20 protein-coding genes are annotated in these 22,056 nt (G+C 71.3%); 9 read left to right on the top strand and 11 right to left on the bottom strand.

Going from position 1 to position 22,056, the window contains the following annotated elements; translation table 11 throughout:
• Nucleotides 1-63 precede the first annotated feature (63 nt).
• The 5 genes from ACWCRB_RS08045 to ACWCRB_RS08025 all read right to left on the bottom strand — a co-directional run bounded on the left by ACWCRB_RS08045 (nt 64) and on the right by ACWCRB_RS08025 (nt 5,074).
• The gene (locus ACWCRB_RS08045) at nt 64-1,284 is read right to left on the bottom strand and encodes a cytochrome P450 (RefSeq protein WP_450995220.1); all 1,221 of its coding nucleotides are present in this window, start codon (nt 1,282-1,284) and stop codon (nt 64-66) included.
• The gene (locus ACWCRB_RS08040) at nt 1,281-1,874 is read right to left on the bottom strand and encodes a GTP-binding protein (protein ID WP_450995225.1); all 594 of its coding nucleotides are present in this window, start codon (nt 1,872-1,874) and stop codon (nt 1,281-1,283) included. Before ACWCRB_RS08040 ends, ACWCRB_RS08045 begins: the two co-directional genes overlap by 4 nt.
• Before the next feature lie 124 nt (nt 1,875-1,998).
• Complete coding sequence (locus ACWCRB_RS08035) at nt 1,999-2,367, bottom strand: DUF742 domain-containing protein (RefSeq protein ID WP_450995219.1); 369 nt, start codon at nt 2,365-2,367, stop codon at nt 1,999-2,001.
• Nucleotides 2,364-2,855, bottom strand: a complete 492-nt coding sequence (locus tag ACWCRB_RS08030) for a roadblock/LC7 domain-containing protein (RefSeq protein ID WP_450995218.1) — start codon at nt 2,853-2,855, stop codon at nt 2,364-2,366. Before ACWCRB_RS08030 ends, ACWCRB_RS08035 begins: the two co-directional genes overlap by 4 nt.
• Entirely contained in the window at nt 2,855-5,074 is a 2,220-nt protein-coding gene (locus ACWCRB_RS08025; protein WP_450995217.1) for an ATP-binding protein, read from the bottom strand. The genes ACWCRB_RS08030 and ACWCRB_RS08025 overlap by 1 nt, the downstream gene beginning before the upstream one ends.
• A 267-nt stretch (nt 5,075-5,341) precedes the next feature.
• Here ACWCRB_RS08025 and ACWCRB_RS08020 point away from each other — a divergent pair, with 267 nt between their 5' ends.
• The 3 genes from ACWCRB_RS08020 (at nt 5,342) to ACWCRB_RS08010 (ending at nt 10,390) form a co-directional block, all read left to right on the top strand.
• The gene (locus tag ACWCRB_RS08020; RefSeq protein WP_450995216.1) at nt 5,342-8,164 is read left to right on the top strand and encodes an FAD-binding and (Fe-S)-binding domain-containing protein; all 2,823 of its coding nucleotides are present in this window, start codon (nt 5,342-5,344) and stop codon (nt 8,162-8,164) included.
• Nucleotides 8,161-8,955 carry a metallophosphoesterase family protein gene (locus tag ACWCRB_RS08015; protein WP_450995215.1) on the top strand — a complete coding sequence of 265 codons (795 nt, stop codon included), beginning with the start codon at nt 8,161-8,163 and terminating at the stop codon, nt 8,953-8,955. The genes ACWCRB_RS08020 and ACWCRB_RS08015 overlap by 4 nt, the downstream gene beginning before the upstream one ends.
• Before the next feature lie 373 nt (nt 8,956-9,328).
• A complete protein-coding gene (locus ACWCRB_RS08010; protein WP_450995214.1) occupies nt 9,329-10,390 on the top strand; it encodes an EamA family transporter in 1,062 nt (353 codons plus the stop codon).
• Between the two features lie 150 nt (nt 10,391-10,540).
• On the opposite strand, the gene ACWCRB_RS08005 is transcribed toward ACWCRB_RS08010, so the two are convergent.
• On the bottom strand, nt 10,541-11,203 hold the full coding sequence (locus ACWCRB_RS08005) for an O-methyltransferase (protein ID WP_450995213.1): 663 nt from the start codon (nt 11,201-11,203) through the stop codon (nt 10,541-10,543).
• Nucleotides 11,204-11,269: 66 nt separating this feature from the next.
• On the opposite strand from ACWCRB_RS08005, the gene ACWCRB_RS08000 reads away from it, so the two are divergent.
• Nucleotides 11,270-11,920 carry a TetR/AcrR family transcriptional regulator gene (locus ACWCRB_RS08000; RefSeq protein WP_450995212.1) on the top strand — a complete coding sequence of 217 codons (651 nt, stop codon included), beginning with the start codon at nt 11,270-11,272 and terminating at the stop codon, nt 11,918-11,920.
• Between the two features lie 35 nt (nt 11,921-11,955).
• Here the strand turns inward: ACWCRB_RS08000 and ACWCRB_RS07995 are convergent, their stop codons facing one another.
• Nucleotides 11,956-12,207 (bottom strand): hypothetical protein, encoded by a 252-nt coding sequence (locus ACWCRB_RS07995; RefSeq protein ID WP_450995211.1) that lies wholly within the window; start codon nt 12,205-12,207, stop codon nt 11,956-11,958.
• Nucleotides 12,208-12,347: 140 nt separating this feature from the next.
• Between ACWCRB_RS07995 and ACWCRB_RS07990 the strand changes: the two genes are divergently transcribed.
• Nucleotides 12,348-13,106, top strand: coding sequence for a GntR family transcriptional regulator (locus ACWCRB_RS07990; RefSeq protein WP_450995210.1), 759 nt, complete (start codon nt 12,348-12,350; stop codon nt 13,104-13,106).
• A gap of 80 nt (nt 13,107-13,186) precedes the next feature.
• Here ACWCRB_RS07990 and ACWCRB_RS07985 read toward each other — a convergent pair whose 3' ends face one another.
• Both ACWCRB_RS07985 and ACWCRB_RS07980 read right to left on the bottom strand, forming a co-directional pair.
• On the bottom strand, nt 13,187-13,552 hold the full coding sequence (locus ACWCRB_RS07985) for an SDR family NAD(P)-dependent oxidoreductase (protein ID WP_450995209.1): 366 nt from the start codon (nt 13,550-13,552) through the stop codon (nt 13,187-13,189).
• Between the two features lie 385 nt (nt 13,553-13,937).
• Nucleotides 13,938-14,879, bottom strand: coding sequence for a zinc-binding dehydrogenase (locus ACWCRB_RS07980; RefSeq protein WP_450995208.1), 942 nt, complete (start codon nt 14,877-14,879; stop codon nt 13,938-13,940).
• A gap of 107 nt (nt 14,880-14,986) precedes the next feature.
• On the opposite strand from ACWCRB_RS07980, the gene ACWCRB_RS07975 reads away from it, so the two are divergent.
• Nucleotides 14,987-15,607: a TetR/AcrR family transcriptional regulator gene (locus ACWCRB_RS07975; protein WP_450995207.1), complete on the top strand. Its 621-nt coding sequence runs from the start codon at nt 14,987-14,989 to the stop codon at nt 15,605-15,607.
• 222 nt (nt 15,608-15,829) lie between these two features.
• Here the strand turns inward: ACWCRB_RS07975 and ACWCRB_RS07970 are convergent, their stop codons facing one another.
• Both ACWCRB_RS07970 and ACWCRB_RS07965 read right to left on the bottom strand, forming a co-directional pair.
• Complete coding sequence (locus ACWCRB_RS07970) at nt 15,830-16,648, bottom strand: class I SAM-dependent DNA methyltransferase (protein ID WP_450995206.1); 819 nt, start codon at nt 16,646-16,648, stop codon at nt 15,830-15,832.
• A 21-nt stretch (nt 16,649-16,669) separates the two neighbouring features.
• A complete protein-coding gene (locus ACWCRB_RS07965; protein ID WP_450995205.1) occupies nt 16,670-17,767 on the bottom strand; it encodes a DUF4037 domain-containing protein in 1,098 nt (365 codons plus the stop codon).
• 169 nt (nt 17,768-17,936) lie between these two features.
• Here ACWCRB_RS07965 and ACWCRB_RS07960 point away from each other — a divergent pair, with 169 nt between their 5' ends.
• From ACWCRB_RS07960 to ACWCRB_RS07950, 3 genes are read left to right on the top strand one after another with little or no spacing between them, the layout of a single operon-like run.
• Nucleotides 17,937-18,743 (top strand): TIGR03084 family metal-binding protein, encoded by an 807-nt coding sequence (locus ACWCRB_RS07960; RefSeq protein ID WP_450995204.1) that lies wholly within the window; start codon nt 17,937-17,939, stop codon nt 18,741-18,743.
• Nucleotides 18,744-18,757: 14 nt separating this feature from the next.
• Complete coding sequence (locus ACWCRB_RS07955) at nt 18,758-20,455, top strand: acyclic terpene utilization AtuA family protein (RefSeq protein ID WP_450995224.1); 1,698 nt, start codon at nt 18,758-18,760, stop codon at nt 20,453-20,455.
• The gene (locus ACWCRB_RS07950; RefSeq protein ID WP_450995203.1) at nt 20,452-22,056 is read left to right on the top strand and encodes an acyl-CoA carboxylase subunit beta; all 1,605 of its coding nucleotides are present in this window, start codon (nt 20,452-20,454) and stop codon (nt 22,054-22,056) included. The genes ACWCRB_RS07955 and ACWCRB_RS07950 overlap by 4 nt, the downstream gene beginning before the upstream one ends.

Below are 22,056 nucleotides of genomic sequence, written 5' to 3'. Positions count from 1 at the left end.
GGGTCTGGGGGCGCAGCCCCCAGGGATGGGACGGGTAGGGGCGGCGGGGGCGAGAGAAGGGGCTTACGTCGGTACGACTCCCATCGCCGGCGTAGGAGTGAACCGCACCGGCAGCTCCGTGAGGCCCCGTAGCCACGGGGACGGGCGCCGCGTCAGCGTCTCCGCCGGGACCGCCAGGTCGATGTCCGGGAGGCGGTCCAGGACGACCTCGATGCCGGTGCGGGCGATGACCTCCGCGACCTCCTGCGCCGGGAACGGGCACCGGTGTTCCCCGTGCCCGAAGGAGAAGTGCGCGTTGTTGCCCCCGGTGAGGGCCGAGCCGTCCGTACGGACCTGAGGGTCGGAGTTGGCGCCCTGGAGGCCGAGGAGAAGCAGATCGCCCGTACGGATGTGCCGCCCGCCGAGGCGGGTGTCACGGGACGCCCACCGCCCCGGCATGGTCTGCACGGGCGCGTCCTCCCACAGCACCTCGTTCATCGCCTCGGCGACACTGCTCCGCCCCCCGAACAGAGACGCCGCGAACCGCTCGTCCGTGAGCATCAGCCGCAACGAGTTGCCCATCCAGCCCGCGGTCGGCTCGTTCCCCGCCGCGACCATGATCATCAGATCGTGGGCGATCTCCTCGTCCGTGAAGCCGTACGGGTTGGAGAGGAGACGTGAGACCACGTCGTCGGCTGGGCGGATTCTGCGGGACGTCAGCAACTGGCCCATCGCCATGACCAGATGACGCTGACCCGCCGGCCCGGCCTCCTGCCCGTCGACCATGTCGTTCGCCGCGCCGACCAGCCCCGGCGCCTCCTCGTCGGTGAAGCCGAACAGCCGCGCCATGACCCGTACGGGCAACCGCATCGCGTACTCCCTGACGAGGTCCGCCTCGCCCCGGGCACAGATCGAGTCGATCAGCTCGTCCGCGAACTGCTCGGTGTACGCCCGCAGTTCGACCGGGTCAGCTCCTTCCAGCGCGCTCCCGATCATCGCGGCCCGCTCACGGTGGCGTTCACCGACCGTGTAGAGGATCGACGGCTGGCCGCGGCCGATCATCGGCAGGTGCGGCCAGTCCGCGGGGATCCTCTCCCACTGGTTCCACAGCTCCGAGTCCCGGCTGAACAGCACGGGATCGCCGGTGACTTGGTGCAGCTCGCGATAGCCGAGCACCAACCACGCCGGTACGTCCCCGTCGAGCAGCACGGGTGTCACCGGGCCGTGCTCGCTCCGCATCTCCCGGTACAGCCGGCCGGGTTCGTTCCTGAACCGGGGGCCGTCGAGCGGGACATGGGCGCTCACAGGGGCAACTCCTCTGGTCGTACGGGCACTTGACCATCGTACGAACGCGGGCCCGGGCGTGAGCTCCGGGAGCGGTGTTTCGCGTGTTCCACCAGGGCGATCAGGACCCCCTTGCTCGAACTCCGGGCGCGGGCATCGCAGTTCACCAGCGGTACGTCGGGATCGAGGTCGAGTGCCTCGCGGATGGCCCCCGGGGCGAAGTCGGGGCCGCCGAAGTCGTTGCGGGCCACGACGAACGGGGTGCCGTGCTGTTCGAGGCGGTCGATGGCGTACCAGGAGTCGTCGAGGCGGCGCGTGTCGACCAGGACGACCGCGCCGAGCGCGCCCGCGAACAGCCGGTCCCAGAGGAACCAGAAGCGTTCCTGGCCCGGTGCGCCGAACAGGTACAGCACGTTGTGCGCGTCGAGCGTGATGCGCCCGAAGTCGAAGGCGACGGTCGTCGCGTTCTTGTCGCGCACCGCGCTGACGTCGTCGAGGGCCTCGCCGGCCCGCGTCATCGTCTCCTCGGTACTGAGCGGACGTATCTCGCTGACCGAACGGACGAGCGTCGTCTTGCCGGCCCCGAAGCCGCCGACGACCACGATCTTCAGCCCGTTGTCGGCGGAGGCGCGAAGGGGCGGACGTGCGTCGAGGGCAGGGGGTGGGGGTGTGGAGTCAGCGGTCGTGGAGTCAGGGGCCGCGGAGCCAGAGCTTGCGGAGCCAGAGGCTGCGGGGTCAGAGGTTTCGGAGTCCAACGAGCACCTGCTCAAGGATGTCGGGGTCGGTGACGGCGGTCCGGAGCGGATGGCGGGCGCTGACGCGGCCTGCGGCGAGCAGGTCGGAGAGCAGGACCCGGGTGATGCCCACCGGCAGCCGCAGCATCGCGGCGACCTCGACCACCGCCATGGGACGCTCGGTGAGCCGCAGGATCGCCGCGTGCTCCGACTGCATCCCCGGCGCCGGATCGCACTCGGCGACGACCAGCGTCACCAGGTCGAACGGACTGTCGGACGCGGAGCGGCTGCGCCCTCCGGTGAGGGTGTAGAGGCGGTCCGGAGAATCGTCCCTCCCCGGGCGGTTGCCCTGTCCCGCTGTTCGGTTCATGCCGTACGGGGCTGAGCTGTCCGGAGCTGGTCCGTTCCGGGCTGGTTCGTTCGAAGCTGGTCTGTTCGGGGCTGGGCGCGCAGGTGGTCCCCGAGCTGCTCGACGAGTTCGCTCATGTTGTGGCCGACGAGCCCGGCGTCCGCGTCCTCGGCGGTGACCACGGCGAGGTGCGCGCCCTGGCCCGCCTCGACGATGAACAGCACCCCTCCGTAGAACTCCGTCATCGCGGTACGCACCCCTCCGCTGCCGTCCCCGAACTCCACGGACGCGCCGTGCGACAGCGACTGGATCCCGGCGGCGATCGCGGCGAGCTGGTCCGCCTGGTCGACGGACAGCTCCGGCGTACGGCACAGCTTCAGGCCGTCCCGGGACAGCACGAGCGCGTGCCGGGCACCCGGGGTGCGCTCCAGCAGGCCCTCGATGAGCCAGGACAGCTTCTCGTCGGCGGTCGTCGGGCCGGGGCCGAGGCCAGTGCCGGTGCCGGTCATCAGGTGAGGTCGCCTTCCGGGTGGGAGCTGGGGGAGATGGGACGTGAGGGTGCGGCTTCCGTCGGGGGTGCGGGTGTGTTCGTGAAAGTGGTGGCGGAGGTCGATGTCGAGGTCGAGGACGATGTCGACGTGGGTTCGGGGGCCGGCTCCGGGTTCGTGCTGCCCTGGAGGGCCGCCTGGTCCGGCAGGGCGCCGCGCACGGCCTGCCGGAAACTCCCGAAACGTGCCACCCGCGCGCGCGTGTCCTCGGGATCGGGGTCGGGCGCGAGCGGGACGGACCACCTTGACTCGTCGGCCCGTGCCGCTCCCCGGGCGCGCTCGGCCTCGGCGAGGGTACGGCCCCGGCGCCGCTTCGGCAGCACGGCGGGGGGTTCCTCCGAGGTGATGCTCTCCGGGTGCTCCGGTGCGTGATGGCCGGGGGACTCGTGGGTGGGTACGGGGTCCGGGTCCAGGTCACTGACGGCGGCGCGGGCAGCGGCGTACGACTGGTCCGCGCGGGACTGGTCCGCGTACGCCTCGTCTCCGAACGGCTGGTCTCCTCCGTACGAGGCGTCGGTCCCGTACGAGGCGTCGGTCCCGTACGACGGGTCCGTCCCGTACGACTGGTCCTCGCGCGGCTGCTCCGCGTACGGCTCCGGCGTGGAGGGGCTGTCCGCGTACGCCGCCTCCGTGTACGACCCCTCCGCGTAGGACGTCTCCGCGTAGGAGCCCTCCGCGTACGACGTCTCCGGGTACGACCCCTCCGCGTACGACGTCTCCGGGTACGGCCATTCCGGGTGGGCCTCTTCGGCGTACGACACGCGCGGACGCTGTTCCTGCTGCTGCTCCTCCTCCTGCTCCTTGGAACGTGCCTCCCAGGGTTCACCGGGCGTGGGCACCGGGGCCGCGGGAGTCTCCGGTACCGGCTGTGCCGCGCGCGTGGGCGGTGTCGGCATCGGCAACGGCTCCGCGGTCACCGCGCCCCCGGCCAGGATGTCCTGCGGGATGAGCACCAGGACGCCGGTGCCGCCGCGTGCCGAGGGGCGGAAGGAGACCTTGAGGCCGTACTTGCGGGCCAGCCGGCCGACGACGGAGAGACCGAGGCGGGTCCCGGTGAGGCCGCCGAGGCCGATGGCGTCGGCGTTCCTGCCCTTCCGCCCGTTGCCCTTACCGCGCTGCCCGCCGTCCCCGCGTGTCCCGGGTTCGCCATGGTCCCCGGACTCCCCGTCGTCGCCGGAGACGGCCCGTTCGGCGCGGCGCAGTTGTACCTCGCTCATGACCAGGCCGCTGTCCTCGACGGACACGATGACCCCGGAGGGGACCTCCTCCACGTACACGTGGACCTCGGCGGTCGGCGGTGAGAAGTTCGCGGCGTTGTCGAGGAGTTCGGCGAGCGCGTGCATGACACCCTCGGCGGCGTGTCCGGCGACGGCGGCGGTGCTGGCGGAGTGCACGCGCACGCGCTGGTACCCGCTGATGCGGCCCATGGCGCCGCGCAGGATCGACTCCATGACGATCGGGCGGGCCCAGCGGCGGCCGGAGCGGGCGCCCGAGAGGACGGCGATCGAGTCGGCGAGCCGGCCCGCCTGGGCGGTGCGGTGGTCGAGGTGGAGGAGGTCGGCGACGACGTCGTCGTCCGAGTGCCGGTCCTCCATGGCGCGCAGGTCGGCGAGGGTGCCCGTGGCCAGCGCCTGCATACGGCCGGCCGCGTTGGCGGTGGCCGCGAGGATCGCCGCGCGCTCCTGGCCGGCCCGGCGCAGCTCCTCGGTCAGCCGGGCGTTGTCCTCGGTGAGCAGGGTGATCTCGTACGCCTTCTCCTGCTGGAGGCGGGTGAGCTCCTGGGCGGAGGCCTCGGTGAGGCGGGCGCGTTCGCGGGCGAGATCGGCGGACACGCGCGCGCGTTCCCGTTCCAGGTCGGCGGTGAGGCCGGCCCGTACCTGGTTCAGCTCCTCGGTGAGGCGGGAGCGGTCGTGCAGCAGGCGGCCGGCGTCGTCGATGACGCCCGCGAGCTGTTCGCGCAGCAGCCGGGTGGAGTGGATGCCGCGGGCGGCCACGGCGACGGCCGCGCACAGCAGCAGCGCGGCGCAGGCCCCGCCCAGGGCGAGCGGGACGCGCACCTCGTCCGGCGCCCGGGCGACCGCGCCGGCCACCGCGAGCGCGGCGAGTGCGGCGGTGAGCAGCGGGGCGGGCAGGAGGGCGCGGTAGGCGGGGCGTTCGCCGGACTGTCGGGGCGCGGTCATCAAGCGGTCCTCGGTCGGGTCCTGGGGTGTGTCCCCGGTCTGTTCCTGGGGCGGTTCCTGGGTCTGTTCCTGGGGGTTCTGTGGGGCGCCTGTGCGATCAGTGCGATCGATTTGTGAGCGAGAAGTGACTGATGGTGTTCAACTCGCCGTCACTATAGGGGAGTTAGTGATCGAATTTGCGGTGTTCCGGTTCGGTTCCCACAAACTGTGCACGTTTCCCTGGCCGTCCGGACGGTCACTGTCAGTGGTGGGATGCATGCTGGGGTCATGACGGATCTTCGGCCGCTGGAGGCGGAACTGCGCGGGGCCGTCCGGGGCGAGGTCGGTTTCGACACCACGTCCCGGGCGCTGGCCACCATGGACGCGTCGAACTACCGGCGCGTCCCGCTGGGCGTGGTCGCCCCGCGCGACGCGGACGACGTGGCGGCGGCGCTGGCCGTCTGCCGGGCGCACGGCGTGCCGGTCGTGGCGCGCGGCGGGGGTACGTCGATCGCGGGCCAGGCGACAGGCACAGGGGTGGTTCTGGACTTCACCCGGCACATGAACCAACTCCTCTCCCTCAACCACGAGGAACACACGGCGGTGGTTCAGCCGGGCCTGGTCCTCGACCGCCTCCAGGAGGCCGCCGCCCCGCACGGGCTGCGTTTCGGCCCCGACCCGTCGACCCACGGCCGCTGCACGCTCGGCGGCATGATCGGCAACAACTCCTGCGGCGCGCACTCGGTCGCCTGGGGCACGACCGCGGACAGCGTGCGCGAGCTGACGGTGATCCGCGCGCGGGGCGACCGGCTCCGCCTGGGCCGGGACTGGGCGGGTGCCCCGGAGGGCCTGCGGCAGCTGGCGGAGGGCGAGTTGGCCCGCCTGCGCACGGGCTTCCCGGACCTCCCGCGCCGTATCTCCGGGTACGCGCTGGACGCGCTGCTCCCCGAGAAGGGCGCGGACGTCGCCCGCTCGTTCTGCGGCTCGGAGGGCACCCTGGGCATCGTCACGGAGGCGGTCGTACGCCTGGTGGAGGCCCCGCGCGCGCGTGCGCTGGCCGTGCTGGCGTACGCCGACGAGAGCGCGGCGGCGGAAGCGGCGGCGGGCCTGCTGCCGTACGGCCCGCTGACGGTCGAGGGCATGGCCGCCGACCTGGTCCGCACCGCCACGGACCTCCCCCGGGGCGGCGCCTGGCTGTTCGTGGAGACGGGCGGCGCGGACCCGGCGGAGGCACGCGCGCGTGCGGAGGCGATCGTGCGCGCGGCGGACGTCGTGGACGCCCTCGTCATGTCCGACCCGGCCGGCCAACGCGCCCTGTGGCGCATCCGCGAGGACGCGAGCGGCACGGCGACACGTATGCCGGACGGCACGGAGGCCTGGCCCGGCTGGGAGGACTGCGCGGTACCACCGCCCCGACTGGGCGCGTACCTACGGGACTTCAGGAGCCTCCTCCGGGCCCACGGCCTCCGAGGCACGCCGTACGGCCACTTCGGGGACGGCTGCATCCACGTACGCATCGACTTCGACCTGCTGACGCCCGGCGGGGTGGCGCGCTTCCGCCACTTCTCGGAGGAGCTGGCGGACCTGGTGGTGGCACACGGAGGCTCCCTCTCGGGCGAACACGGCGACGGCCAGGCCCGCGCGGAACTCCTCCCGAAGATGTACGCCCCCGAGGTGATCGCCCTCTTCGAGCGCACGAAGGCCCTCTGGGACCCGGACGACCTCCTGAACCCCGGCATGCTGGTCCGCCCGGCCCGCCTGGACGAGAACCTCCGCTTCGCGGTCCTCCCCCGCAAGCCGGTGGACGTGGCCTTCGGCTACCCGGCGGACGGCGGGAACTTCTCGGCGGCGGTGAGCAGGTGCGTGGGCGTGGCCAAGTGCCGCACACCGGCACTTGGTTCAGGCGGCTCGGACGTGATGTGCCCGTCCTTCCGGGCGACGGGCGAGGAGGCGCACTCCACGCGCGGGCGGGCACGGTTGCTGCACGAGATGCTCGCGGGCGAGGTGATCACGGACGACTGGCGGTCGGAGGAGGTCCGCGACGCACTGGACCTGTGCCTCTCCTGCAAGGGCTGCCGCTCGGACTGCCCGGTCGAGGTCGACATGGCCACGTACAAGGCGGAGTTCCTCCACCACCACTGGTCCGGCCGACTGCGCCCGGCGGCGCACTACGCGATGGGCTGGCTGCCGGTGTGGCTGGGAGCGGTCGCACGTACGCGCACGGCGCGGCTGATCAACTCCCTTGCTGGGGTGGGGGTGTTGGCGGCACTGGCGAAGAGGCTGGGCGGAATCGCGCCCGAGCGGGAGATCCCGGGGATGGCGGGGGAGACGTTCAGCAGGTGGTGGAGGAGGCGGAAGGCCGGGCGTGAGACTGGGGGGAGCGGGCCGACGGTCATGCTCTGGCCCGACACGTTCACGGAACACCTGACGCCGTCGGTGGGGCGGGCGGCGGTACGGGTGCTGGGGGCGGCGGGCTTGGGGGTGAGCCTGCCGCCGACTGGAGGGGCCCGGGTCTGCTGCGGCCTGACGTACGTCTCGACGGGCCAACTGGACCGGGCCCGCAAGGTATTGCGCCGCACGCTGGATGTCATGGAACCGATCCTGGACACGGGAACCCCGGTGACGGTCCTGGAACCGAGCTGCGCGGCGGCCCTCCGCACGGACCTGCCGGAACTACTGCCCGACGACCCCCGAGCACGACGCCTCGCGGACGCGGTCCACACCTTCGCGGAAACCCTGGAACACCACGCCCCCGACTGGACCCCGCCTCGCGTGGACCGCCCGGCAACGGGCCAGACGCACTGCCATCAGCATGCGGTCCTGGGCGATGCAGCAGACCGTCGTCTCCGTCAAGCCGCTCTGCTCTCGGGCGAACTGAGCGGTGGCTGCTGCGGTCTGGCGGGTAACTTCGGTTTCGAGAAAGGCCACTTCGAGGTGTCGGTGGCCTGCGCGGAGGAACAACTGCTGCCGGCGGTGCGGGAGGCGACACCCGACACGGTGATCCTGGCGGACGGCTTCTCGTGCCGGACGCAGCTTCAGCAGCTGGCGGGAGTACGGGGACGGCATCTGGCGGAGGTGCTGGCCGAGGGACTGGAGGGGGACGAAGCATGAGCAGCACCGAGCTGAAGCGGGTGGCCGTCCTCTCCGACATCCACGGGGTGCTCCCCGCCCTGGAAGCGGTGCTCGCCGAGCCGGAGGTGACCGCCGCGGAGCGCATCGTGCTCACGGGGGACATCACTGCGGGTCCCCAACCCGCCGAGGTTCTCGCCCTTCTCCAAGCGCAGGGTGACCGGGTGTTGTGGATCGCCGGGAACGCCGACCGGGAGCTGGTCGAGTACCGACGAGGGAAGCGGATGTCGATCCCGGACCCGATCGCCCCGTTCGCCGCCGACCGGCTCACGGACGAACAGGTCGAGTTCCTCGCAGCCCTGCCCACGTCCCTCACGCTCCCCGTCCGAGGACTCGGCGACGTCCTCTTCTGCCATGCCACTCCCCGCGACGACGAGGAGGTCGTCCTGGTCGACTCCCGCCTCGACCGCTGGACGGAGGTCTTCGCGGACGTCCCCGAGACGGTCCGCACGGTGGTCTGCGGCCACACCCACATGCCGTACGTCCGCCTGGCCCACGGCCGCCTCGTCGTGAACCCCGGCAGCGTCGGTATGCCGTACGGCCGCGCGGGCGCCCACTGGTGCCTGCTCGGCCCCGGCACCGACCTGCGCGTGACGCGGTACGACATCCCGGCCGCGATCACCCGCCTCGTCGCGGAGTGCGCGTACCCGGAGATCGCCGACTGGGCCGACCACTACCTGCACGCCCGGGCGACGGACGCGGAGGCGCTGGAGGCGTTCGGGCCGCGGGACGGGAGAGAAACGGCGCTGCGCGTCGAAGTGACTGAAGCGTGATTCCGACTGAGTGTTCCAGTTGCCTCTGACCGCGCTTCCGCGGCAGCTACGGCCGATGCACTGGTCGGGCTCGACAGCAGCGGATCGGTGAGCCGGCCGGAACAGGCGAAGGCGGCACGGTGGCGGGAGGAGTGGCCCGAGCTGAGCGTGTTGGACTGGCCTGGGTCGAGTGGTGTGGTGGCTGGGCCCGGCGACTGACGCGCTGCTCGCTGCTCGCGGGTCTGGTCGGCCGGGCTCGGAGGCGCCGGAGTGCAGGCCGGGGCGCGTCGGTTGTACATAGGTTCGTATGCTCTTCCTGGTCCATTACTCTGGACGGGAAAGTGCATCGCGTTGTACGGAGATCGCGCGTAAATTCTGGGAAGGCCCTGTAAAGATGCCCAGTGCTGAGCGTCTGCCCGCGTGGGTTGCCGTGGCCGGACCGGTCGTGCCCGCCACCAACCTGCCCGCTGTCGTCGAGCCCGCCCCCGGGGGCTCTCGGGGGCGGCATCGAGGGGCGCGCAAGGGGTGGGGGACCCTCGGGGCCGTCGGGCTCGTACTGTCCGGGGGGATATCCGTGCAGTTCGGTGGGGCGCTCGCCGTGACCCTGCTGCCCCGGGCGGGGGCCTTTGGCATCGTGACACTGCGGCTGGTGGCCGCCGCCCTGATCATGATGCTGGTCTGCCGGCCCAAGGTGCGCGGGTACTCGCGCGGCGACTGGGGAGTGGTCCTGCTGTTCGGGCTCACCATGGCCGCCATGAACGGGCTGTTCTACCAGGCCATCGGGCGGATCCCGCTCGGGCCCGCCGTCACGCTGGAGGTGCTCGGGCCGCTCGTGCTGTCCGTCGTCGCCTCCCGGCGTGCGCTCAATCTCGCCTGGGCCGGGCTCGCCCTCGCCGGAGTGTTCCTGCTCGGCGGCGGCGGCTTCGACACCCTGGATCCCGTAGGGGTCGCCTACGCCCTCGGCGCCGGTGCCATGTGGGCGGCGTACATCATCCTCAGTTCCCGTACGGGACGACGGTTCCCGCAGGCCGACGGGCTTGCGCTCGCCATGGTCGTCGCCGCGGTGGCGTTTCTGCCCCTGGGTGTCGTCGAGTCGGGCGGGAAGCTGCTCGACCCGACCACTGTGGCGCTGGGTGCGGCGGTGGGCGTGCTGTCGTCCGTACTGCCGTACACCCTCGAACTCCTTGCCCTACGGCGCCTGCCCGCCTCCACCTTCGCGGTCCTGATGAGCCTGGAGCCCGCCGTGGCCGCGCTCGCCGGTTTCCTGATCCTGCACCAGACCCTCTCCGCCCCCGAGGCCCTCGCCATCTCCCTCGTCATCGTGGCGAGCATGGGGGCCGTACGGACGCAGGTGGGGCGGGGGAAGGCCCCGGTCGGCCTTGTCGCGGAGACCGAGGAGTCCGCTGAGTCCCCTCACGTGCCGACGCCCAGGAAGCCCTTGGAGCTGGAGGCCTAGGAGCTGTGTGATGTCGTGACAGATCGGCTGCTCGCACGAGGCTCCGGCCACGTAGGCACGTCAGTCACGTAGGCACGTCAGTCACGTAGTCACGTAGGCACGTAGGCACGTAGGCACGTAGGCACGTCGGCTACATCGCCGCGCCTGCGCTCAGAGGCGGCAGCTGATCTCCATGCCGTCCTCGACGGGGAACGTCACGCTCTGATATCCGTTCGCCGGGTCGCGTACGTAGTCGAGGTACGGCCGCAGACTGCCCAGGTCGACGTCGTCGGCGACGACGAGTGTGCCGGGCCGCAGACGCGGCTCGAGAAGCCGCAGGACGGGCAGGCACAGGTCTTTCCAGCCGTCCAGCAGGACGAAGTCCGCGGGGGCGTCGAGGTCGCAGAGGGTGTCGCGGGCGTCTCCCTCCAGCACGGTGATCAGGTCGTCCAGACCGGTCTCGGCGAAGGTCCGGCGGGTTGCGGCGATCTTGTCCTTGCTGAGTTCCGTGGTGATGACACGTCCGGCGCCGTTGTCCCGTACGGCCGCGGCCAGGTACAGCGTGGAGATCCCGAAGGACATGCCGAACTCGACGACCGTGGCCGGGCGGACGGCCCGGACCAGGTTGTAGAGCAGTTCACCGCCCCTGGCCGAGATCGGCATGTAGACCTCCGCCACGGCGTCGGCCCGCTCCTGGGGTGTCAGCGGCGTGAACCCGCCGGGCAGCTGTGCGCTGACGCGCGCGTCAGTGACTTCGTCCTGCTCGGCGCGCTCGAACATCCGACTGAGGGCTGCCTCGATGCGGGGGTCGGCAAGCGTGTTGGTGTGTGTCATGGGCGCTAGAGTAGACGCAACGTTGCGTTAATTCTAGGGCCGATACTCTGACCGGCAGGAGGCGAAATGGCACCTACGACAAACGCCGCCGAGGCGAGCGGCACCGGCGGATCGGCGCGGCGCCACCACGGCAACCGGCACGGACGCAGCGAACAGGCCAGGCTGGCGGTACTGCAGGTGGCCGACGGTCTGCTCGTCGAGAAGGGTTTCGCCGGCGTCACGATGGAGGGCATCGCCGCGCGGGCCGGTGTGGCCAAGCAGACCATCTACCGCTGGTGGAAGAGCAAGACCGACGTCCTGATGGACGCCTTCCTCCAGGACGCGACCGAGGACCTCACGGCTCCCGATTCCGGCGACATCGCCCTCGACCTGCGCGACTACCTGCGGCGACTGGCGTGGTTCCTCAGCGAGTCCGACTCCGGCGCCGTCTTCAAAGCGCTGATCGCCCAGGCGCAGCACGATCCGGTGTTCGCTCAGGACTTCCGGTCCCGATACCTCGACGGGCAACGCCGCCGCGACCGCCTGCCGTTGGAGCGGGCCGTGGACAGGGGTCAGCTGCCTGCGGACCTCGACATGGCGGCCGAGACGGACCAGCTCGTAGGCCCTCTCTACTACCGCGTCCTGGTGACCGACGAGCCGATCAGCCATGAATTCACCGACGGGCTCGTCGACGCGTTCCTCCGACGGCACAAGTCGACTGCGCGGACGAAGTCCTGACCGATCGGCACACGCAGGCCCTGGACAGGGTGGTCCTACGCGTCGATGTCCAGTGCCGTCCCGTACAGCCGGTGTGTCCTCAAGCGGATCACCAGTTCCAGGCCGAGATGGTCCGCGAGGGTGTTCAGGTCCCCGGAGGCGGTGTCGGCCTCGGCGCGGCTTCCGGCCACGGAGCCGTACGCGCCGCGCCGCGAGTAGCCGATGACCCGGAAGCCCGCGGCGGAGAACACCGGTTGCTGGTAGGGCCAGCTCTCGCCGCTGCCCGAGCCGGGGTGGAGGAGGATCACGGGCTGACCGTCGCCGCCGGTGGTTGACTGTTGTCTGTCGACAGAAGGCCGGGAGATCGGGTATATGTCGGCTGGCGAGTGGGATAGTGTCGACACCGCGTGTTTGCTGTGTGTCGCTCTGAGTCAGGGAGAATTGCCGGATGGCTGCCGAAGAGGATGAGGACACGCACGCCGTGGTGCTCGCGCGCCTGCTGCGCCTGCGGGACAGACGTGAGCCGTTGGTCGCGCAGATCGCCGAATGGGTGGGGTCGGGCATCATCGAGGGCCGGCTGGAACCGGGCCAGGACCTCAACAGCGTTGATCTGTCACGCCGGTTCGACACCAGCCGTACGCCGGTACGCGAGGCGCTGATGGTGCTCGAACAGGAGGGCCTGGTCGAGATGAAGGCCCGCCGCCGGCCCCGGGTCGCCGCGCCCTCCCTCCAGGACATCCGCGACATCTACCAGGTGCGCCGCCAACTCCTTTCGATGCTGGCCGGGTTGCTCGTCGAGCGCGCCACCGACGAGGAGCTGGCCGAGCTGCGGCTCCGGGTCGGGCGGATGCGGAAACTGGCCGACGACGGTGACGTGGACGCGTACTTCTGGAGCCATGTGCAGCTCCAGGAGCGGATGACCGAGATCGTCGGCAACAGCACCCTGAAGCAGATCCTCGACTCCCTCGCCCTGCGCACCCTGATGCTGCGCCACCTCAGCCTGACCCGTGCGGGGCGTCTCGCCTACAGCGTCGACGACCAGGAACGCCTGCTCCAGGCCTGCGAGGAGCGCGACGGAGAGTTGGCGTCGGCGCTGATCGCCGGGGCGACGGTCCGTGCGCTGCGGGCGGTGGAGGAGCAGTTGGAGCAGGACGCCGTCGGGCGCGGACGGAAGCCGACGCGCCGGCGCCGGGCGGCGGCTTCCTGAACCTCCTGAACGGTGGCCTCTTGAACGGCGGCTTTCCGAACAACGGCTTTCTGAACCGCGGTTGAGGTCCGGCGCCCGTCTCACTTCGCCAATACCCCGCCGTCCACAGGGAAGTTGCCGCCGGTGACCCAGGCCGACTCGTCGGACGCCATGCGCGGGGCGATCGCACCGGCGGTGACCAGCGCATCCACCCGCCCGTGCCGCTCGTACGCCTCGTCCGCGAACCGCCGGGCGTCGTCGGGGACGGTCGTGTCGAGCGGCGCGACCACCTCGACGCCCAACCCCCGCTCGGCGGCGAGCTTCTGGGTCCGCTCGGCCGCCGCCGGGTCGATGTCGCAGCCGACGACGGTCGCGCCCTGCGCGGCGAAGAGCAGCGCGCACCCCTGGCCGATCCCGGCGCCCGCACCGGTGACGAGAGCGACCTTGCCGGAGAGTCTGTCGGTCACTTGGACCTCCTTGCTGGGGTTGGCTTACGTACCACCTTCTTCCTGGTGTCGACACTAGGGACGATTCAAGGGTTAGGTCATTGAATTTGCACTCAACTGTCGACAGTGCGGGCCCTTGGGGTAGCGACGGGCGCTCGACGAGCCGATGACGGTGAACGAGCGGCGCCCAGCCCCCAAGCCGGGCACCGCTCGCCCACCCATGAATACGTACGAACACGTGCGAATAGCGGGTGAATGCCTGCGAACTGTGGTCAGTCGCAGGAGCCGGTGAAGATGTCCACCTCGTCGCTGCTGCGGCGGTGGACCCGATGATTGACGTGTCACGGGACAGTGGTTTCGCACAGTGCCGCCGCCGGGACGGTGACGGTGACGGTGACGGTGACGGTCAGGGTTGCTGGAGATCGAGGACGGCCTTGCCGCGGAGGCGGCCGTCGAGCAGGGCCCCTACCGCCTCCGAATGGCGGGTCCAGGGGCCGCGCCAGCTGATGCCCGGATCGAGACGGCCCGCGGCGATCTCTCCGGCCAGCCAGGTCAGATCCGCGGAGTAGTCGGTGGCCGGGTCGCTGAAGAGGAAGAACGTGCGGATCGACCGGTCGTGCCGACCCTCCGTCCCCACCAGGGCGTCGGCCGTCAGCACCGAGTCGGTCCCGGCGGAGCGGCCCACGCTGAAGAGGGTGCCGTCGGCCGCCAACAAGGCGAAGGCGTCCACGAGTTGCTGTCCGCCGACGTTGTCGAGCACGGCCGACACGGGCTGCTTCACGGCGGCCGGCTCGGCGTGGACCTCGTGGGCGCCCAGGGCCCGTAGTCCGTCCGCCTGGGCGGGATCGCGGCTGACGGCGACGACGTGCGCGCCCGCACGGGCGGCCAGCTGGACGGCGTACCGGCCGACACCGCCGGAAGCACCGGTGACCAGCACACGGCGACCGAGCAGCGAGCCCATCCGGCGCAGCACGTGCAGGGCGCTGAGCCCGGCCACGGGGATGGTGCTCAGCGCACCGGGGTCGGTGTCCTTCGGGGCGGTGCCGAGCAGGGTGGCGGGGGTGGCCCGCAGCTCCGCCCAGCCGGCCTCGCCGAGGGTGACGACCCGCTCGCCCTCGGCCGGGCCCGAGCCGTCGGCGGCTGCGCGGACGACCACTCCGGCCGCGTCCCAGCCGAGCACGGTGCCGTCCGGCGTCGCCGGATCGGCCGCCCCGTGGAAGACCTCGCCGAAGTTCAGGGAGACCGCCTCGACGCGCACGAGCGCCTCATGGGCGGCGGGCCGCGGGTCGGGGACGTCCGTCAGCGACAGATGCCCGGGGGAGGTGTGGTCGACGGCGAGTGCGCGCACGAGAAAACCCTTCTGGAAGGCGGGGCGTCAAGCAAAATGCCACAGTGTGGCGTTTGCTCTATTGGAGCATACGCTCGATCTCGGCGCACTTGGTAAGGTGGCTGGTGATGACCACCTCGACCGCTCCTGGCGCCCCCGAAGAGCCCGTCACCCTGCGGGAACGCAAGAAGCTGCGCACGCGCCAGGCGCTGGCCGACACCGCCGTCACGCTCTTCGCCGAACGTGGATTCGACAGCACTCCGCTGGACGCGCTGCTCGATCAGGTGGAGGTGTCCCGGCGGACCTTCTTCCGCAACTTCCGCTCGAAGGAGGACGTGGCGTTCACCGCCGCCAAGCAGCTCTGGGCCGTCTACCTGGAGGTCCTGGACGACGGCGGTACGGAGAAATCCGGGCCGCTGGTCGACATCCTGTTCCGCGCCATGCTGACCACCCTGGAGCGCATGGACGAGGACTGGTACCGCCGCTTCCCGCTCACGCTCCGGCTGGTCGCCGACTCACCGGCACTCGACGGGTACGCGCTGCGCCACTGCGCCGAGGTCCAGTCCGAGATCGCCCGCCGTTTCGACGGCCAGAACCCCCTCGAACTACGGCTCCTCATCGAGTTCTTCGTGGCCACCTGGCGCTGCACCCTGGACGAATGGCTCCCCGACTGCACCCCGGGCGAACTCCCCGAACTCCTGCGGCTGGCCTGCTCGTCCATGAACTCGGCCCTCGCCCTGGAGGCATGAGCCGATTCCCGGCCGAGACCGGGGCCGGGGCCGAGCCCGCACACGCAGCGGTACGACCTCGCTGTGGCTGGCGGTCACACGGGAGCGGGAGGCGCAACTGAGGGGTCGGCCGGACGAGTTGGGGATCCCTGCGGGCGTACTCGCCGACTCCTCGCCGCGCCGCCGTGGACTCCGTGCGATCGCCGACGGAGGTGAACACCGACGTGACCTACGCCCGGGACCTCAGCCGGTGGCGGCCGGCTTCTCCCACACCGACACGTGCTTCGTGCTCTCGCTCGTGAACGGCTCCCGCGTCCACCCCTCCCACCGCTCACGCAGCCGCATCCCGGCAAGCTGGGCCATCAGATCCAGCTCGGACGGCCAGACGTACCGGAACGGAATGGACCGGTAGGACCCACGACCGTCCACCACCTCCACGTAGTTCGAGCTGGTGTTCTGGGTGGCGACGTCGTACACGTCGAAGGCCCAGCGCGTCGGGCTCGTGTGGAACGGCACGACGTTCTGCCCGGGCGGCAGATTCCGCAGCTTGGGCACCCCGACCTCGATGACGAAGGTCCCGCCGGGCGCCAACTGCGCCGCGACATTGCGGAAGCACGCCACCTGCGCCTCCTGCGAGGTCAGGTTCATGATCGTGTTGTAGACGAGGTACGCGACGGAGAACTCCCCGTCGGTCGTCCCGGCCCGCGTCGCCGAGAAGTCCCCGTACGTCACCCCGATCGCGTCCCCGCCCGGCTTGGCCCGCATCCGCGCCACCATCGCCCGGGACATGTCGATCCCGTGCACCTCGACCCCGCGCCGCGCCAAGGGCACAGCGATACGTCCCGTCCCGATCCCGAGTTCGAGGGCCCGCCCTTCACCGGCCGGCCCGGTCGACTCGGCCAGTCCGGCCAGGAAATCGGCCGTCGACTCGACGGTGGCCGGGGCGAACATGTCGGAGGAGGGGTCGTCGTACTCCGCGGCCACGGGTTCCCCGAAGTAGCCGTCCTCGTCGTGGTCGTTGTGTACGTCGTTCACGTCATGCGCGGTGTCGGCGTTGTCCACCGGCGGACCGTACTGCGGGGGTCAGCGGCGCCGCACCTCAATTTCCCGGTGCCGGACAAGGAAGTCGGTGCTGTCCGCCCACTGGTCCACGCTTCCGGTCAGGGGCAGGGCCCGCAGCTCGGGATCGGTGATCGTCCGTACGAGCGCCTGGGCGAACCGCTCCGCGTGCAGCACCTGGAACGGCCGGCTGTGGTACGCCCGCCGCGTCGGATCCACCGGCTCCGCGAGGCCCGTACGGTTCTGCAGTGCCGCCACGGTCTCGTACGCGTCGCACAGATGCCGTTCCCGGGACGGATAGTCCGGCGCCGTTACCGCTCCCTGCAGTGAGGGCAACAGCGCCTTGGCGACCGGCAGTTGCTGGAAGGCGCTGCCCAGCCATTTCCCGTACGGCGCATACCGCCGCCCCAGCAGCAGGCACAGCCGCATCAGGTCCCGCACGAGCCGGCCGGCCACCACGGCCGAGCCGAGTTCGTCACCGACCTCCGCGCAGCGCCCGACGAACGCCTCCTCCTGGGACACCCGTTGCCACTGGCAGGCCAGCAGATACCGCCACAACTCGTCCGGATACCACGCGAGCTTCCGCCGCGCGGCCGTGAGTGCACCGGGCCCATCGTGGAAGACGGCACCGCCGGTCACCTCGGCGAGCTTCTGCTGGGGCAGGGCGAGCCAGTCGGCGGTTGTCGGCCCCAAGGCCCCGGTGCCTACGCCCACGCCGAGTTGCGAGCCGAGCCAGTCGTCGACATCGCTCACGGAGACCCGGTGGTCCACCGGCCCGTCGGTCAACTCCATGACACCCACCGGGTCTTCCGGGGTGCCCGGCCGGAAGTGCGTCGGCCAGCCCCGTACCTGCTTGGGCAACTGCTCGCTCAGGAGCCGGCGCAATCCGGCTCCGTGAGCGGCGACGGCGTCCGTCGGGAGGAAGAGGTCGAGCCGTGGCCCCCACTCGTGATCGGCCGACCTCGGGCTGTCGAAACCCAGCACCTCGGACCCGGTACCGACCCGGGCGGCCGCGTACGCGAGCCCCGGGTGTTCCCGATCGAGAATCGGCCGTACGGCCTCCGTATAGAAGATCCGAGACAACTCGAGTCCGGGCAGAAACTCAGGATCAGGTGCGGTCATGCGATCACTGTGCCCCACGTGGCAGTACCCGATCGCTGTGCCCCCGCGCGGCAGGACCTACTCTCATGCAAGCACGCTTGCTTGTTTCTGGTGTCGCTGCCATGCTGCGGGCACGGACCGCACCACGCCGCAACGCCCGGCACGCCGTCGTGCCCGAAAGGAAGCGCCCGTGTCCGACCCGTCGGCCGTGATCGACGATCTGTGCGAGGAGGGCGCCCAACTCGACCGGCTGGTCGCCGAGTTGGGCAGCGAACAGTGGGCCCTCGACAGCCCCGCCCCCGGCTGGACCGTCGCCCACCAGATCGCGCACCTCGCCTGGACCGACCACTCCTCCGTGCTGGCCCTGACCGACCGGGCCGCCTTCAACCAGGAGGTGGAGAAGGCGCTGATCTCGCCCGGGGACTTCGTGGACAACGGCGCCGAGGAGGGGGCCCGGAAGCCGCCCGCGCAGCTGCTCGCGGACTGGCGGGCCGGGCGCGAGGCCCTCGTGGACGCCCTGCGCGCGGCACCCGACGGGGCGCGGTTCCCCTGGTACGGGCCGCCGATGTCCACCGCCTCCATGGCGACCGCCCGGGTGATGGAGACCTGGGCCCACGGCCTGGACGTGGCCGACGCCCTGGGTGTGCCCCGGATCGCCCCCACCGCCCGCCTCCGGCACATCGTCCGACTCGGTGTCCGCACCCGCGACTTCGCGTTCGGCGTGCAGGGGCTGACCCCGCCGTTCGACGAGTTCCGCGTCGAACTCGTAGGACCCGCAGGGGAGTTGTGGACGTACGGCCCGGAGGACGCGAACCAGGCGGCCGGCCAAGTCACCGGTCCCGCCCTCGACTTCTGCCTCCTCGTCACCCAACGAGCCCACCGCGCCGACCTCGACCTCCACACCGAAGGGGCCGACGCCGACCAGTGGCTCGACATCGCCCAGGCCTTCGCGGGCCCACCGGGCAACGGACGCGCACCGAAGGGGAGTACGCCGTGACAGCCCAGCCCCGGGTGACGGCCCCCCTCCGGATAGGCAACGCCTCCGGCTTCTACGGCGACCGTTTCGACGCCATGCGCGAGATGCTCACCGGCGGCGAACTCGACGTCCTCACCGGCGACTACCTCGCCGAACTGACCATGCTCATCCTCGGCCGCGACCGCCTCAAGGACCCGTCGGCCGGGTACGCCCGCACGTTCCTGCGGCAGCTGGAGGAGTGCCTCGGGCTCGCGCACGAGCGCGGGGTGAAGATCGTCAGCAACGCCGGTGGGCTGAATCCGGCCGGACTCGCCGGTCGAGTACGGGAGTTGGCCGACCGGCTCGGCATCCCCGTCCGCGTCGCCCACGTCGAGGGCGACGATCTCACCGCCGCCCACCCCGGCAGCCTCGCCGCCCACGCCTACCTCGGCGGCTTCGGGATCGCCGAGTGCCTGCGGCAGGGCGCCGACATCATCGTCACCGGGCGCGTGACGGACGCGGCCCTGGTCACCGGGCCCGCCGCCGCCCACTTCGGCTGGGGGCCGCAGGACCACGACCAGCTCGCGGGCGCCGTCGTCGCCGGGCACGTGCTGGAGTGCGGGACCCAGGCCACCGGCGGCAACTACGCGTTCTTCACCGAGGCTCCCGGAGACCTCCGACGCCCCGGCTTCCCCCTCGCCGAGATCCACGAGGACGGCACCGCCGTCATCACCAAGCACCCCGGCACCGGCGGCCTCGTCGACGTCGGCACGGTGACCGCCCAACTCCTGTACGAGACACAGGGAGCCAGGTACGCCGGCCCCGACGTCACCGCCCGCCTCGACACCGTGCGGCTCGTCCAGGAGGGCCCCGACCGGGTACGTATCCACGGCGTACGCGGCGAAGCGCCTCCGCCCACCCTCAAGTTGGGCCTCAACCGGCTCGGCGGTTTCCGCAACGAGGTCACGTTCGTCCTGACCGGCCTCGACATCGAGCACAAGGCCGCGCTGGTACGAGACCAGCTGGAATCCGCCCTGGACTCGGCCAAGTCCCGGCCCGCCGAGGCCAGTTGGACCCTCGCCCGCACCGACCACCCCGACGCCCCCACCGAGGAGACCGCCAGCGCCCTGCTCCGGCTCGTCGTACGCGACCCCGAACAGGCCGCCGTCGGACGGGCGTTGAGCGGCGCGGCCGTAGAACTCGCCCTCGCCAGCTACCCCGGCTTCCATGTCCTGGCCCCACCCGGCAAGGGCTCCCCGTACGGCGTCTTCGAGGCCGATCATGTCCCCCAGGACGAGGTCGACCACGTGGCCGTCCTGGCCGACGGCCGCCGGATCCCCGTACCCCCGCCGCACGACACCCTCGTACTGCGCGAACGCGGACTACCGGAACCGCCCCTGCCCACCCCCCTGCCCCCCGGCCCGACCCGCCGCGCGCCCCTCGGCCTCCTCGCCGGCGCCCGCAGCGGCGACAAGGGCGGCAACGCCAACGTCGGCGTCTGGGCACGCACGGACGAAGCGTGGGCCTGGCTCGCCCACACCCTCACCACCACCCTCTTCCGCGAACTGCTCCAGGAGACAGCCGACTTGACCGTCGTACGACACACCCTCCCGCACCTCCGCGCCCTCAACTTCACCGTCGAGGGCATCCTCGGCGAGGGCGTCGCCGCGCAACACCGCTTCGATCCGCAGGCCAAGGCGCTCGGCGAATGGCTGCGCTCCCGGCACGCAGACATACCGGAGGCCCTCCTGTGACGGTCCTGAACTCGGCGCTCGACCCGGCCGCCGCCGACCACGCCTCGCACCGCGAGTCCATGCTCGCCAAGCTCGCCGACCTGGACGCCGAGCACGCGAAGGCGGTGGCCGGGGGCGGGCCCAAGTACGTCGAACGGCACCGCAAGCGCGGCAAGTTGCTCGCCCGCGAACGCATCGAGCTGCTCCTCGACCCCGACACCCCCTTCCTGGAGCTGTCGCCGCTCGCGGCCTGGGGGAGCGAGTACGCGGTCGGCGCCTCGCTCGTCACCGGTATCGGGGTCGTCGAGGGCGTGGAGTGCCTGATCACGGCCAACGACCCGACCGTGCGCGGCGGTGCCAGCAATCCCTGGAGCCTGAAGAAGGCCCTGCGCGCCAACGACATCGCGCTCGCCAACCGGCTGCCCTGCATCAGCCTCGTCGAGTCCGGCGGCGCGGATCTCCCGTCCCAGAAGGAGATCTTCATCCCCGGCGGGGCCGTCTTCCGCGACCTCACGCGGCTCTCCGCCGCCGGAATCCCCACGGTCGCGGTCGTGTTCGGCAACTCCACCGCCGGTGGGGCGTACATCCCCGGCATGTCCGATCACGTGATCATGGTCAAGGAGCGCGCCAAGGTGTTCCTCGGCGGGCCGCCCCTCGTCAAGATGGCCACCGGCGAGGAGAGCGACGACGAGTCGCTCGGCGGCGCCGAGATGCACGCGCGAGTGTCGGGCCTCGCGGACTACTTGGCCCTCGACGAGCACGACGCCCTGCGCCAGGCCCGCCGCGTCGTGGCCCGGCTCAACCACCGCAAGGCGTACGCCGATCCGAGCCCCGTCGACGTGCAGCCTCCCAAGTACGACCCGGACGAGCTGCTGGGGATCGTCCCGGGCGACCTCCGGACCCCCTTCGACCCCCGCGAGGTCATCGCCCGTATCGTCGACGCCTCCGACTTCGACGAGTTCAAGCCCCTCTACGGGACCAGCCTCGTCACCGGCTGGGCGGCGCTGCACGGCTACCCGGTCGGCATCCTCGCCAACGCCCAAGGCGTCCTGTTCAGCGAGGAGTCCCAAAAGGCGGCCCAGTTCATCCAGTTGGCCAACCAGCGCGACATCCCCCTCCTCTTCCTCCACAACACCACCGGCTACATGGTCGGCAAGGAGTACGAGCAGGGCGGCATCATCAAGCACGGCGCGATGATGATCAACGCGGTCAGCAACTCGAAGGTCCCCCACCTGTCCGTCCTCATGGGTGCCTCGTACGGCGCCGGCCACTACGGCATGTGCGGGCGCGCCTACGACCCCCGCTTCCTCTTCGCCTGGCCCAGCGCCAAGTCGGCCGTGATGGGCCCGCAGCAACTGGCGGGCGTGCTCTCGATCGTGGCCCGGCAGTCCGCGACGGCGAAGGGCCAGCCGTACGACGAGGACGCCGACGCCGCGCTCCGCGCGATGGTGGAACAGCAGATCGAGTCCGAGTCCCTGCCCATGTTCCTCTCCGGGCGGCTGTACGACGACGGCGTCATCGACCCGCGCGACACCCGCACCGTCCTCGGCCTGTGCCTCTCCGCGATCCACACCGCCCCCTACGAGGGCGCCCGCGGCGGCTTCGGCGTCTTCCGAATGTGA

Source organism: Streptomyces sp. NPDC002156 (genome assembly GCF_053593675.1).
This window is presented reverse-complemented; position numbering and strand designations above follow the sequence as displayed.